The following is a 13,443-nucleotide window of genomic DNA, read 5'->3' as shown; positions in this document are numbered from 1 at the left end:
TCCACCCGCGTGCGACTTCGCGCTGGCGCAATGCTCACGGATGACTAAAGTGTCGGCATTCTCTTTCAAGGAATCACCCATGAGTCTGCTTGAGCTGATGAGCCAGTGGTCGTTCGGCGCGGTTGAGTGGCTGGTGATCGGCCTCGGTATCGTCGTGGCCTATATCGTTTTCGGTATCGCAGGCTTTGGTACGGCATTGGTGGCAGGGCCTGTGCTCATTCTGTTCATGCCGTTGTCGAAGATCATCCCGCTGTTGGTGTTGCTGGATTTTGTCGCCGCCTTCGGTGGCCTGCTGCAGACACGTCGGGATGTGAGCAAACCGGAATTGCTGCGACTGCTGCCGTGCATGGCCATCGGTTGCACCTTGGGTGTGGTGTTTTTGCTCAACCTGCATTCGGATCTGTTACTGCTGTTGATGGGGCTGTTTATCAGTGCTTACGCGGTCTACAGCCTGGCGGTGAAGGCGCGGCCCACGCAGTTGGCAGCGGGCTGGTCGATTCCCATGGGCACGGTCGGCGGTTTGTTTGGTGCGTTGTTCGGCAGTGGCGGCTTTTTATATGCGATCTACCTGAACAGTCGTCTGACCAAAGAGGCGGCAAGGGCCACGCAAAGTGCGTTGATCAGTTGCAGCACCGTGGTGCGCCTGAGCCTGTTTCTGATCGCCGGGGTGTATGCCGATTTGCCGCTGTTGATGTTGGCGCTGTGCCTGTTGCCGGCAATGGCGCTGGGCTTGTGGTGCGGGCGCAGGCTGACGATGCGCATGTCCCGCGAGGCGTTTGTGCGGTTGGTGACGTGGTTGGTGCTGGCGAGCGGCATTGCGTTGATTGGACGGTATTTGAGTACTTGACCTGATTTCTTCAGGGATTAAGCTGCCAGCCTTTAGAGCGCCATCGGGGGCAAGCCCCCTCCCCACAGTTGACTGTGTTCACAATTCAAAATGTGGGAGGGGGCTTGCCCCCGATGGCGTCAGCAGCCACACCGCAGGACTCCCATGAATTCCCAAAGCATCCTTGTCCCGAAAATCTCCACCTTGCCCGTCCACGAACCCCGCGCCCGGGCAATCGTGCGCTGGCTGGTGCGCAAGAACATCATCAAGGAAGAACTGACCACGTGTGGCCGCACCGGCAACCGCATGGCCTATGCCCTGGCCGACGGCGCCCGCGCGGTGGTGCTGCACCCGCAAGCGCTGCCGTTCAACGAACCGGTCAATGGCCTGGAGATCATCTACAAACGCTGCATCTACACGCCGGCCAAGGGGTTTCTCGAAGAAGCCGGCTGCCCGGAATGCCTGAAGGAAGTCGGTGAAGCGTTGTTCGAAAGCCTGGAGGACTGGATGCCCGGCCACACCGATAACTTCACCTGCCCGCTGTGTGGGCACGAAGACGACATCAACGGCTTTCTGTTCCTGCAGGAATGCGGGTTTTCCAACCTGGGGTTCATCTTCAACAATTGGGCGGAGGCGGGGTTCAAGCAAAGCTTTATCGATGAGTTTGCCGATTGGCTCGATCAAAAAATGAGTTGGGTCAAAGTCGAACTGTAGGAGCGAGCTTGCTCGCGAAAATCGTCAACGATAACGCGGGTTGCCTGGTTTTACGCGGTGCCCTGGCGTTCTTCGCGAGCAAGCTCGCTCCTACAGGAAGGCAGCGGGTTTTCTCCATCTATCAGTATTACCAAGTTTGTCAGAGTTTTACATTGAGCCCGACAGGGTGCATGTATATAATGGCGCGCTTCCATTTTCCCGCTCGGGAGCCCCCGCGATGCTGCGTATCAGCCAAGAAGCTCTGACATTCGACGACATTCTCCTAGTGCCCGGTTATTCCGAGGTGCTTCCTAACGAAGTCAGTCTCAAGACCCGCCTAACCCGTGGCATCGAGCTGAATATTCCCCTGGTTTCCGCTGCCATGGACACCGTCACCGAAGCCCGTCTGGCCATCGCCATGGCCCAGGAAGGCGGCATCGGCATCATCCACAAGAACATGACCATCGAGCAGCAGGCTGCCGAAGTGCGCAAGGTCAAGCGTTACGAAGCCGGTGTGGTGAAAGATCCCATCACCATCGAAGCCGACGCCACCGTGCGTGACCTGTTCGAGCTGACCCGCATGCACAACATCTCCGGCGTTCCGGTACTGCACGATGGCGACCTGGTCGGCATCGTCACGTCCCGCGACGTGCGTTTCGAGAACCGCATGGAAGTCACCGTCCGCGAAGTGATGACGCCTAAAGAGCGCCTCGTCACCGTCAAGGAAGGCGCCGACAAGAACGATGTGCGTGAACTGCTGCACAAGCACCGCATTGAGCGCGTGCTGATCGTCGATGACAAATTCGCGCTCAAGGGCATGATGACCGTCAACGACATCGAAAAAGCCAAGGCCTACCCGCTGGCCAGTAAGGATGACCAAGGTCGTCTGCGCGTCGGCGCTGCGGTTGGCACCGGCAAAGACACCGGTGATCGCGTTTCGGCGCTGGTCGCGGCCGGGGTTGACGTGGTGGTGGTCGACACCGCTCACGGTCATTCCAAAGGCGTGATCGACCGCGTGCGCTGGGTCAAGCAGAACTTCCCTGACGTGCAGGTGATCGGCGGCAACATCGCCACCGGCGCTGCCGCCAAGGCTTTGGCCGAAGCCGGTGCCGATGCGGTCAAGGTCGGTATCGGCCCTGGCTCGATCTGCACCACGCGTATCGTCGCCGGTGTGGGCGTGCCGCAAATCAGCGCCATCGCCAACGTCGCCGCTGCCCTTGAAGGCACCGGCGTTCCGTTGATCGCCGACGGCGGCATCCGTTTCTCCGGTGACCTGTCCAAGGCCATCGTTGCCGGTGCTTCGTGCGTGATGATGGGCTCGATGTTCGCCGGTACTGAAGAAGCGCCAGGCGAGATCGAACTGTTCCAGGGCCGTTCCTACAAGGCTTACCGCGGCATGGGTTCGCTGGGCGCCATGTCCCAGGCGCAAGGTTCTTCCGACCGTTACTTCCAGGACTCCTCGGCGGGCGCCGAGAAGCTCGTCCCGGAAGGCATCGAAGGCCGTGTGCCGTACAAGGGCACCCTGAGCGCGATCATCCATCAACTGATGGGCGGCCTGCGTTCCTCGATGGGCTACACCGGCAGCGCCGACATCGAAGAAATGCGCACCAAGCCGGAGTTCGTGCGGATCACCGGCGCCGGCATGGCTGAATCCCATGTTCACGACGTGCAGATCACCAAGGAAGCGCCAAACTACCGCGTAGGTTGAGGCTTCCAGCAAAACGTTAAGTAACCGGGGCTGTTCTTTCAGCCCCGAGTTGTTTCTGATTCATTAGACGAGACTGACTTCATGGCCCTCGACATTCACGCCCACCGCATCCTGATCCTCGATTTCGGTTCCCAATACACCCAACTGATCGCCCGCCGCGTGCGTGAAATCGGCGTGTACTGCGAACTGCACCCGTTCGACATGGATGACGCAGCGATCCGCGAATTCGCGCCCAAAGGCGTCATCCTCGCCGGTGGCCCCGAGTCCGTGCACGAAGCCGACAGCCCGCGTTGCCCGCAAGCGGTATTCGACCTCGGCGTGCCGGTCTTCGGTATCTGCTACGGCATGCAGACCATGGCCGAACAACTGGGCGGCAAGGTTGAAGGTTCCGAGCTGCGTGAATTCGGTTATGCGCGCGTCGACGTGGTCGGCAAGAGCCGGCTGCTGGACGGCATCGAAGACCACATCGACGCCGACGGCCTGTTCGGCCTCGACGTGTGGATGAGCCACGGTGACAAGGTCACCAAGATGCCGCAGGACTTCCACATCCTGGCCAGCACCCCGAGCTGCCCGATCGCCGGCATGTTCAGCGACGAGCGTCGTTACTACGGCGTGCAGTTCCACCCGGAAGTGACCCACACCAAGCAAGGCGGGCGCATCCTGTCGCGCTTCATCCTCGACATCTGCGAGTGTGAAGCCCTGTGGACCCCGTCGAAAATCGCTGAAGACGCTATCGCTAACGTCCGCGCCCAGGTCGGTACCGACAACGTATTGCTCGGCCTGTCCGGCGGCGTCGACTCCTCCGTGGTCGCCGCACTGCTGCACAAAGCCATCGGCGACCAGCTGACCTGCGTCTTCGTCGACAACGGCTTGCTGCGCCTGCACGAAGGTGAGCAGGTGATGGCCATGTTCGCCGAGAACATGGGCGTCAAGGTCATCCGCGCCAACGCCGAGCAGCAGTTTCTCGACAACCTGGCCGGCGAGTCCGACCCGGAGAAGAAGCGCAAGATCATCGGCCGCACCTTCATCGACGTGTTCGATGCCCAGGCCAAACACCTGGACAACATCAAGTACCTCGCCCAGGGCACCATCTACCCCGACGTGATCGAGTCGGCCGGCGCCAAGAGCGGCAAGGCCCATGTGATCAAATCCCACCACAACGTGGGTGGCCTGCCGGAGGAAATGAACCTCAAGCTGGTCGAGCCGCTGCGCGAACTGTTCAAGGACGAAGTTCGCCGCCTGGGCCTGGAGCTGGGCCTGCCGTACGACATGGTCTACCGCCACCCCTTCCCGGGCCCGGGCCTGGGCGTGCGCATCCTCGGCGAAGTGAAAAAGGAATACGCCGACCTGCTGCGTCGCGCCGACCACATCTTCATCGAAGAACTGCGCAAGGCCGACTGGTACCACAAGGTCAGCCAAGCGTTCGTGGTGTTCCAGCCAGTCAAGTCGGTTGGTGTTGTGGGCGATGGCCGTCGTTACGCGTGGGTTGTTGCACTGCGTGCCGTAGAAACTATCGACTTCATGACCGCACGTTGGGCACACCTGCCGTACGAACTGCTGGAAACGGTCAGCGGTCGTATCATCAATGAGATCGAAGGTATTTCGCGCGTGACGTATGACGTGTCGAGCAAGCCGCCGGCGACGATTGAGTGGGAATAATTCCTGGCCCTCGCTTCAAATCGTAAATAAACAAAGCCCCGGCAAATGCCGGGGCTTTGTTGTTTCAGGGCAGGAATCGGTGACTAGCGGGTAAACGTTTCCCACTGTCCTAGTTCATTGAGCCGAACCGCAATCGAATCCGCGGCGGCGTTGGGGGCGTGGGGGTTGATGATGGCCCAGCCGCCAGTGCCGCCTCGATAAGTTTCATAGCGCACGTAGTAGGGCTTGCCATCGTACAGAATCGCCTCGGCAGGCTCGGACTTGAGGCGATAGATCCCCTGGTATTTCCCAGGTTCGCTGACCGGTGTTTCGCCCTCCAGGATCTCATTGGCTTCCCACGCGGCAGGAATATCCGGGACGCTGGTCGCTCCTGGTATCAGCGGTGGATTAACCGCAGGAGCAGCGCCTGCGGCTGGCGGGATGTGGTCGTACGCCGGCACGTTATTGATGTTGACCTCCGCCGTCGGAAGCCGCGTCTTGATCAGTGGCAACCCCTTGAACCTCATGCCCTGGTTGTTCAGGGCCCCGAGCAGGTCGGTCAACGAGTTGTAGACGGTGCCGTTGAGCCGAGGAAACTGGGTCGCATCAATAAAGTACCCATGGCCGACGGTGCTCTGGATGGTACTGCGCACCAGCGCCTTGAGCCGATTGCGGTGGATCAGGGTCAATGTCGACTGGGTCTGTTCCAGCAGGTAGTCGCCGGGAACCTTGAGCACATCCTCGACCTGCCGCTCGGTGAACACATAGGTGCGTGGCAGCTCCAGTTCGGTCATGGGTATTTTCAGAGAGAGGTCGGTGTCCAGAGCCCTCAGGCGCGGGTTTACCTTGGCGTAATTCATTACCTTGGGGCCAAGGCGCACTTCGACCTTGGGGCTGGCGGCATTGAGTTCTTCAACGATGCGCAGGCTGGTGCCACCGTTTATTTCACTGACACCGGCCACGCCCCTGAATGTGTTGGTGTTGTGCGCCTCAGTCAACACTACCCATTTGCCGACGCCATTCTTGAGTTGGTCCAGGCGGATGATTTCGCTGGTCAAAAAGTTCTTGGCCATTTGTTCATCCACCGCCACCGGGAAGGATCGATAATTAGCCAGGCAGCCCGTGGCCTGCACCCGTATGCCGTAGGCTCTGGCGGCGGTAAGCAGCGCCTGGGTGTTAAAGCGTACTGGCAACAGCGCGTCCATTTTCTCAAGGTAGGTTTTGAGGTCCTCGGACAGCACCCCGGTTTTGGCGAATGTATCGAGGTCCAGTTGATGCAAGTCGTTGAACAGCCGGTTCAGGTAAAGCGTCTTGATCCCTTGGCGCGCCAGGGCGGGCATGTCTTTGATCAGGACGTACAAGCTGGCGATGCGATTCGGGCTTTCGGCGACGACCAGGCCGGGTGCGGTTTTGAACACGGCTTCAATCAGCTCGGTAGAGGACATTTCTGGCGTGAGCGAGGGCAGGGCCGGGCGCTCAGGCAGGCTATGAATGAAAAAGGGCCGGGAGAAAAACTGACGCGCTGCAGTGAGGATTTTGGTGCGCGCCGGGTTGATAAAATAATCTGACGTGAAGAAATCAGTAAAACCGCCTCCAGGCTTGGGGATACGCTTGAAGTGGTCCGGTCTGCCGCCCATTGCCAGCTCAATCTGGTACTGGCCCAGGTCGTTGAGGTCATAGGGGGTACCGAGGCTGGAGGGCGGATTGCTTGAGTTGGGCGACCCATAGGCGCTTGGCATTTCTGTTTCAACCCTGCTTGCACCCAGCCGTGTTTCGCCTGCCGCGACCGTGTCGACCGGAGCGCCTCCCCTGATGGCGTCGGATGGACGCAAAGCGAGTTCCCATTCACCCGCGGCGTTCAGTTGTACCGGGCGTGTACCGTAAAAAGCGTTAGGGTTCTGCGGATCGATAATGGCCCAGCTCCCTTCGCCATTGATATCGGCTTCGTAGCGTACGTAATAGACGGCATCCTTGAGTTTGATGACGGTCGAGGGGTTGGCGTTGAGGCTGTAGATGTTGCGATAGCGTCCTCCTTCGCTCATCGGGGTTGCCCCTTTCAGACCTTCCAGGCGCTTCCAGGATGTCGGTATCGGGGACGTGGAGGGCGGTGGTTCCTCGGTGGTTGGCGGTGCCGGCGTTTCTCCTCCCGTGGGTGTTACTGCGGGCTCGTCAACCGAATCCGGCTGTAGTGTCTTTTTGTACTCCGCCATTTCGGCGGCCTCGGCGGCATCGACTTCCGGGCCTGCCTCCGTGATCGGACCCGGCCCGGCCAGGGCCAGCAGGTTGAACAACATGGCAATGCCATTGATCACCGCAGCCGTCACGCCGGCCTTGCGCTCGGCGCGGGTACGGCCATTGACGGCCTGATCTATGTTCATCCCTGTGAGCGCGATGCTGGCACCCAGCACCGGCAAGGCTATTTCCCAGCCAATCGCCGCCATCGGGCCGAACACTTTCAAACCGGCGCTCAGGTAGCCTATCCAGAGTTTCTTTTGCAGGTCCTTCTGCGTGGTCAGCAATTGCCGGGCCTCGTCGTACATGGACCAGCGAGTGCGTTCCATCAGCCAGGAGAAAGCGTCGACGTTGATCACCTGGTTTTTGCGGTTGATCAAATGATGGTCGGACCTGCCCCAGGTACCAACCAGGCGGTTCATCAGGTCAGTGATGTTTTCCTGCATGGCCAGGCGATCAGGCAGCGGGAAATGGCATAGAAAGGCGCTGCGGCTCTGTTCATTGTTCATTTTCCCCAAAATCCACCAGTGCATGTCTGCCGGGGTTTCGAGGACCTGGAACGTCGGGCTGTCGCCGGGGGTGTAGAGAATCTGGCGGCCCTTTGGATCGACGATGCGAAGCAGGTTGAACGCCACATGGCCGTCTACATCCAGCGCGAAGACTTGGACGCTTTGGCTTGCAGCGACTTCGGTTTGCAGCATCTTGCGCGTGATAGGCCACGTCACGTTGGAGGCGACAGCGCTGATGCAGGTGCGCAAGTCCTCCTGCGTCAGTTGCTTGAGGTCGGCTGCCTGAACAGCCTTGCTGAGGAAATTGCATTTGGCCAAAGTGCGAAAGTCGTCGGCGTGGTTGTGCCAGAAATCATCCAGTTGACCGGTGTAGAGGCTGTCGAACTGTATGTTCCAGAAGTCTTTGAGTACCTCGTTGCCATGCAGGCGCACTTCGTTGGTTTCGTTGAAGTCGCCGTACTCCGGGCCCTTGGTGTAAAAGCCGCCATACAGGTCGAGCAAGTCGGCGTTGTCGAAATCGGTGGCACGAAAGCGATGAATCACCAACTGCGTCAGGGTTGTCGATTCGTAGGGCTTTTCCAGTATGTGTTCCCAGCCGGTGAAGGTCTTGTTACTGCTCTGGGCGGCCTTGAATCGGTGGTAGTAAACGTCATCCGGGTCCAGGCCTTTCAAACCATGCTTTTGCAGGATGTCGCAGGCGGTTTGATGGGCGCTGTCGTTCAGGCTCGGGCATGCCTGAATCACCTGAGTGGCCAGGGTTATCAGCGCGGCCTTGTCGGCTGCATTGGGCAGGGGGGTACCGATGGTCATGGAGCGGCTCATCCTTCAGAAAAAGAAGGCGAGCGTCCCTCGGATATGACGCTTGCGGGCGCTACATAGTTGTGGGGTGTGGGTTCACCGCCGCGCAATATTGGTCGTCCTTGCTGCGCGGCAGGGCTTCGATGGTGCGTTGCGGGTAGCTGGTCTGCAGCTCCAGCGTTTGTTCGATAAACGCGTAGATCGACTACTCGGCCATCGAGCAAAGAAAAGGGCACTGATTAGTGTGCGAGAAATACAGCAAAGGCTGGCATAGATATTAGAGAAACTGCGATCGAATCAAATCCGTATCGAACGGTGTTATCCCTTGATCCTCCGCAAATACCGCCTGTGCTTGTTGGAGCGCAGCCACTCGTTCTCCCCGTGCTCGAACGTGTAAATCGAACAATGTCTCCAAGTCCGGCCCAGGGGTATGTACCAGCGCTTGCAGCATCAACGATACCCCACTGAGGTTGTTCTGGACGTTGTTCCACCGCGGGGATGAAGTGAGTCCAAGATCGGCCCAAATCATGCGTCGTTTCTGCAAGTCCATCACGAATGGCAAACAGATCGCTGTATCGGATGCGATATCGATACGGTCGAACACGGAGCGCGGCTCGAATACTTCACCCGATGCCGCGTCGGCGCGGGCCATCCAGCCAGCGAAGCATTCTGGAAGATCGCAGTACGGCTGCTCGGTGTACGAGTTGATAGACGTGACGACATAACGGATACCCTTCTTGACGAGAACATCAAGGTCGAGGTCGATGAACTCCGAAGCCCCTTCGGGCGCGTCGACGATGTCGCCACTGTGGTAACCGCCGAAACCCTTCAAGTTGTAGTATGCGACTGTTTCTTTAAACACGAAGTTGACATCGAAAAATGCGGCGGACAAGTCGATATCCGTGCGTCCACGGCCATTCTTCCACCACAGGAACAGGCGAATGAAACGTGTGTCAGGCACAGGCAGTCGACTGCCCCGCACCAGCGTACGTAGCGACTTCGATGAGGCACGCTGCGCCAGCGGCACCCGGTATTCGCGTAATGCCGGATCGATGAAACAGCGGCCTAGTGGCGGTAGTGACGCAAATCGCGCTACGAGAGCGTCTTCGCAGATTCTGGCTGCACGAGCCAACACGTCGGGAGCGAGGGGTTCGCGTCGATCCTTGGTGCCATAGACTTTGGCAAATGCACCTTTTGGCGTAAAGGCCCGCAGGGGGAGGGGGCGCGGCGCACGTACCTGAGCCAGCAACTGCAGCAGCACAGGTGAGGACACCTGTGTTGCGACCGTCTCGAACGCGTTGAGAACCGACTCTGGTTCCGACGCGCGTCGCAGGGTCGCGTCCAGCCTTCGTGCGAACTCACCAGGACGACTCTGTAGCAGGGGCGTAAGCATGGAAATGTGACGCTGGGCAAACAAGGTTTCGACACGTGATCCAAATGAGGCTGGCGCTTTGTTGTGACGTGCTGCCGTGATGGCGACTAGCGCTCGTGGGTATTTATCCGCATAGTCGCCCGGATGCACTACTTCAGCCAGGCGTTTCCAGTGTTCAGCATGGCGCATCACATCTTCTACGGCGTTGGGAATTTGGTCGAGTAGGCGCAAAAGCATACGGCGTATCGAGCGCTTCATCGCAGTGAAACGTGTCGAAGCTGTCGCAAGTGATACGTCTCCACCGTTCAGCGCGACGGCGAGTCGCAGCACGTCAGTCGCCGTTTCGACGTTTTTTTCAAGGAATGCGTCCACCCGTGCATCGCCGGCTACCTGCAGGACAAGTGCGCTGCCAACCTGTGCGCGGATCTCCCGGAACTGAACGGCTTCAGGCAGTAGTCGGAACACATCGTTTTTGTACGTTCGGATAAACCAGGCGACATCGGCAGCGTCCTCCTCGGAGAGCGAGGTGCGCGATGAAACGAGTGGATCGAGCAGTGATTCGAATGCAGAGATGCTTCCCGGCTCGATCACGCGGGATATGAAGTTGCCTTCAAGCATCGCAGGTCGAGAGTGTTCAGACGGTGGTAAACGCCAAAGCGTGAGGCAATGTATGACGGCGTTAAGGTACAACTCTGCCTCTGAGGCCGTCAGAACCTGCTCTGGAAAGTCAGGATAAAATGGCTTGTGGTGTACATGAACGCCAGTTTGCCGACGCAGGACTCCGACAATTTCGCGCAACCAGTGCTTGAGCTCTTTCGCTGACAATATGCCGATTTGCTCAATCAAAGACTCTGATAGTACGCATCGGAACGCCGCGACTTCCCGGACCGCCGACGCGACCTGAGCGCGCGTGGCACCGCCAGTTCCCGTCGGAACGTAAACTTTGCTACAGCGACGCAGGAAAAGATCCTGATTCATCCTTGTCTTTCTCCTTTGGCCGCCGTCGTGGACGAGTTGCAGTATGGTTTTACAGCTGATGTAAAAACGCCTGCAGGAAGCAGGCGCAGTGTGGAGAGCGAAACCCCTAGGTCATAGAAGGTTAGGAGGAAGGTGTTCCATAGCCACGAACGCATCCTATGAAAGGTTGTATTTATTTGCCAGGGAGCGACGTATCTCAACGGTAACAAGCTGCTTCACCAGGCTACGTTTTTGCACAGCCTGCTGGGCGGGGGGTTGTGTTTCTGATGTGTAAACGCTCAAAAAAGAGCCGTACGCGTATAAGCACTGTTTAAGATTGTACGCATCATATATGATGTATTCATGGAGTTTTATTGGTTATTGCATTGCATAGGATGCACTTTGGTATGGACGATCTAGGAATACTGATTAAGAACCTGCGCAAGGCAGCCGGTCTTTCACAAAGCCAGCTGGCGCAACGGCATGGAATGAGCCGCGCCACGATCTCGGGGATCGAGAACAACACCATCCCGGAAGTGGGGATCCGTAAAGTCGCGGCGATCCTTGAGGGCTTGGGATATGAATTGACCGCCATACCCAGGAATCGCCGCAAGACACTCGATGAGCTGAAATCAGGAGGCATCCATGACTAGCCGACATGACCGGTTGTATATCGGTGCTGGTGGTGTGCCGGCAGGAACGCTCGGGCGCGGTGAAGAAGACCGGCGTGATTCGGTATTTTCGTATAATGAAAAGGTCGCTCAAGAGCATGCCGTTTCCCTGACCATGCCTGTGCGCCTGGAGAGCTATAACTGGAAGTATGGGATCCACCCGTTGTTCGAGATGCATATCCCTGAGGGGCATCTCAAGGACGAACTGGTGCGAAGGTTCAGCAAGTCGGTACGCGGTTTTGACGACTTCACCCTGCTGGGCATCGTGGGCCCGCACCAACTGGGTCGTATCAGCGTGGCCCATGATGCGGGCGGTGAGACGCTGCCTGAGGTCAAGCTCTCACAACTGTTGGTTTACGACGGGGCGAAGGACCTGTTCGAAGAGCTTCTGAAAACCTACGCGGCCTATTCCGGGGTGTCGGGTGTTCAACCCAAGGTGCTGGTGCGCGACCTTGACGATAGGGTCTGCGGCATTGAGCGTCTCACGCACAGGGGCGCCACGCACCTGGTGAAGGCGTTCAACGAAGCTGACTTTTCACAATTGGCTGCCAATGAGTTTTTCTGCATGCGGGCTGCATTCTATTGCGGCCTGGACGTGCCCGAGTTTCAGCTCAGCCGCCACGGCAAATTTCTGGTGGTGAAACGGTTCGACATCGGTGCGAACGCTTACCTCGGATTTGAGGACATGTGCGTTCTATCGGGGTGGGGAACCGCCAGGAAATACGACGGCAGCTACCAGGGATGCGCGAAGCTGATCAGGTCATTTGTCACGCCCAATCGTGTCACCCGGGCACTGGAGGACTTCTTCCTGATGGTGGCGCTTTCTGCCGGAATCCAGAACGGTGACGCTCACCTGAAAAACTTCGGACTGCTGTATGAGCATTGCGCAGAGGACGCGGACGTCTGGCTCGCCCCGGCTTACGATCTGGTGACCACCACGGTATACAGCAGCAACGACATCATGGGTTTGCTGCTCGGCGGTTCGAAAGCCTGGCCAAAGCGCGAGATGCTGGTCAAGTTCGGACGCAGTGCGTGCGGTTTGACACAGGCCCGTTGCAACGACCTGCTTGCCAGGGTGCACGATGGCATGACCCGCGCGATGGCGGAGCTTTCGCAATACCGAAGCGCTCACCCGGAATTCGAGGCAGTCGGAGAAAAGATGACCGCTGCCTGGGCTGCGGGACTGGCGAAGAGTATTGCGGTGCAGTGATGTTCCCGGTCCAGGCCAGGCTTACCGCCGCGCAATATCCGAAAAGTAAAACTTGTCCAACGTATGCCGCGACTCGGTGTACTCGAACTGCCGCCCGTCCTGCAGGAACGTCTGGTTACTCACCACAATCACATGGCTTTGTCCGTCAAGGTCCAGGTGCGCCTGGTCGTCCTTGCTGCGCGGCAGGGCTTCGATGGTGCGTTGGGCGTAGCTGATCTGCAGCTGCAATGTCTGTTCGATGAATGCGTAGATCGACTGTTCGGCAATCGAGCGGTCCAGGCCGGGGATCAGGTCGGCGACGAAGTGGTTGATGTCAAGGATCACCCGTTTGCCGCCAATGCGTCGTACCCGCTTGATGCGCGTGATCAGCGTGCCGGGTTCGGCCTCGATGTGCTGTTGCAATGAGCCTTCCAGCGGCAATTGGGTGAACTCCACCACTTCGGTGTGTATGTCATCGCCCAGGTCGGCGTGGGTTTCATGGAAGCTCACGATGCCACCCAACTGAAACTCGATCGGGTTCGGCGACAACACAAAGGTGCCTTTGCCGTGGATTTTCTGCGCGAACCCGCGTTCCTGCAACTGCTCGATGGCCCGGCGCACCGTGCCCCGGCTGGCCTGGTAGCTGTCCATCAGTTCGGTTTCGGAGGGAAGGCGCGTGCCGCGCTGCAGGCGTTCGGTGGTGATGCTGGCAAGCAGATCGGTATAGATCTGGTTGTATTTGCTCATGGGATGGCTCGATGCACGGCTTTGTGAGGTGAACGGCGCTTTCAAGGCAGGAACCTTAGTGGCACCAATGGTGTTTGTCCATTCGCCGCTGGTGCAGTGGGTG

9 protein-coding genes and 1 pseudogene are annotated in these 13,443 nt (G+C 58.5%); 6 read left to right on the top strand and 4 right to left on the bottom strand.

Going from position 1 to position 13,443, the window contains the following annotated elements; genetic code table 11:
• The first annotated feature begins 79 nt into the window (after positions 1 to 79).
• The 4 genes from MRY17_RS21025 to guaA all read left to right on the top strand — a co-directional run bounded on the left by MRY17_RS21025 (position 80) and on the right by guaA (position 4,886).
• On the top strand, positions 80 to 847 hold the full coding sequence (locus MRY17_RS21025; protein WP_243352793.1) for a sulfite exporter TauE/SafE family protein: 768 nt from the start codon (positions 80 to 82) through the stop codon (positions 845 to 847).
• 144 nt (positions 848 to 991) lie between these two features.
• Positions 992 to 1,540 (top strand): sugar ABC transporter ATPase, encoded by a 549-nt coding sequence (locus MRY17_RS21020; protein WP_065887493.1) that lies wholly within the window; start codon positions 992 to 994, stop codon positions 1,538 to 1,540.
• A gap of 217 nt (positions 1,541 to 1,757) precedes the next feature.
• Positions 1,758 to 3,227, top strand: a complete 1,470-nt coding sequence (gene guaB, locus MRY17_RS21015; protein ID WP_181284030.1) for an IMP dehydrogenase — start codon at positions 1,758 to 1,760, stop codon at positions 3,225 to 3,227.
• An 81-nt stretch (positions 3,228 to 3,308) separates the two neighbouring features.
• On the top strand, positions 3,309 to 4,886 hold the full coding sequence (guaA, locus tag MRY17_RS21010) for a glutamine-hydrolyzing GMP synthase (protein WP_181284029.1): 1,578 nt from the start codon (positions 3,309 to 3,311) through the stop codon (positions 4,884 to 4,886).
• Between the two features lie 83 nt (positions 4,887 to 4,969).
• On the opposite strand, the gene MRY17_RS21005 is transcribed toward guaA, so the two are convergent.
• From MRY17_RS21005 to MRY17_RS20995, 3 genes and pseudogenes are all read right to left on the bottom strand, one after another.
• The gene (locus MRY17_RS21005; RefSeq protein ID WP_191952387.1) at positions 4,970 to 8,416 is read right to left on the bottom strand and encodes a membrane-targeted effector domain-containing toxin; all 3,447 of its coding nucleotides are present in this window, start codon (positions 8,414 to 8,416) and stop codon (positions 4,970 to 4,972) included.
• A 100-nt stretch (positions 8,417 to 8,516) separates the two neighbouring features.
• Positions 8,517 to 8,609: pseudogene (locus MRY17_RS21000) on the bottom strand (trehalose operon repressor); the annotation flags it as partial.
• A 72-nt stretch (positions 8,610 to 8,681) separates the two neighbouring features.
• On the bottom strand, positions 8,682 to 10,754 hold the full coding sequence (locus tag MRY17_RS20995) for a TerD family protein (RefSeq protein ID WP_243352792.1): 2,073 nt from the start codon (positions 10,752 to 10,754) through the stop codon (positions 8,682 to 8,684).
• Between the two features lie 386 nt (positions 10,755 to 11,140).
• Here MRY17_RS20995 and MRY17_RS20990 point away from each other — a divergent pair, with 386 nt between their 5' ends.
• Complete coding sequence (locus MRY17_RS20990; protein ID WP_191952432.1) at positions 11,141 to 11,386, top strand: helix-turn-helix domain-containing protein; 246 nt, start codon at positions 11,141 to 11,143, stop codon at positions 11,384 to 11,386.
• Positions 11,379 to 12,614 (top strand): type II toxin-antitoxin system HipA family toxin, encoded by a 1,236-nt coding sequence (locus MRY17_RS20985; protein ID WP_191952385.1) that lies wholly within the window; start codon positions 11,379 to 11,381, stop codon positions 12,612 to 12,614. The genes MRY17_RS20990 and MRY17_RS20985 overlap by 8 nt, the downstream gene beginning before the upstream one ends.
• Before the next feature lie 21 nt (positions 12,615 to 12,635).
• Here the strand turns inward: MRY17_RS20985 and treR are convergent, their stop codons facing one another.
• Positions 12,636 to 13,340: a trehalose operon repressor gene (gene treR / locus MRY17_RS20980; RefSeq protein ID WP_181284026.1), complete on the bottom strand. Its 705-nt coding sequence runs from the start codon at positions 13,338 to 13,340 to the stop codon at positions 12,636 to 12,638.
• Positions 13,341 to 13,443: the final 103 nt, after the last annotated feature.

This window comes from Pseudomonas orientalis (assembly GCF_022807995.1).
Lineage (GTDB): Bacteria > Pseudomonadota > Gammaproteobacteria > Pseudomonadales > Pseudomonadaceae > Aquipseudomonas > Aquipseudomonas orientalis_B.
The sequence above is the reverse complement of the archived record's forward strand: the minus strand, read 5'-3'. Positions and strand labels throughout refer to the sequence as shown.

What these genes read in the sequence shown, in the direction of transcription:
- MRY17_RS21020 (WP_065887493.1), top strand. Translation starts at nt 992, where the DNA reads ATGAATTCCCAAAGCATCCTTGTCCCGAAAATCTCCACCTTGCCCGTC.
- guaB (WP_181284030.1), top strand. Translation starts at nt 1,758, where the DNA reads ATGCTGCGTATCAGCCAAGAAGCTCTGACATTCGACGACATTCTCCTA.
- MRY17_RS21005 (WP_191952387.1), bottom strand. Translation starts at nt 8,416, where the DNA reads ATGACCATCGGTACCCCCCTGCCCAATGCAGCCGACAAGGCCGCGCTG.
- MRY17_RS20995 (WP_243352792.1), bottom strand. Translation starts at nt 10,754, where the DNA reads ATGAATCAGGATCTTTTCCTGCGTCGCTGTAGCAAAGTTTACGTTCCG.
- MRY17_RS20990 (WP_191952432.1), top strand. Translation starts at nt 11,141, where the DNA reads ATGGACGATCTAGGAATACTGATTAAGAACCTGCGCAAGGCAGCCGGT.
- MRY17_RS20985 (WP_191952385.1), top strand. Translation starts at nt 11,379, where the DNA reads ATGACTAGCCGACATGACCGGTTGTATATCGGTGCTGGTGGTGTGCCG.
- treR (WP_181284026.1), bottom strand. Translation starts at nt 13,340, where the DNA reads ATGAGCAAATACAACCAGATCTATACCGATCTGCTTGCCAGCATCACC.
- guaA (WP_181284029.1), top strand. Translation starts at nt 3,309, where the DNA reads ATGGCCCTCGACATTCACGCCCACCGCATCCTGATCCTCGATTTCGGT.
- MRY17_RS21025 (WP_243352793.1), top strand. Translation starts at nt 80, where the DNA reads ATGAGTCTGCTTGAGCTGATGAGCCAGTGGTCGTTCGGCGCGGTTGAG.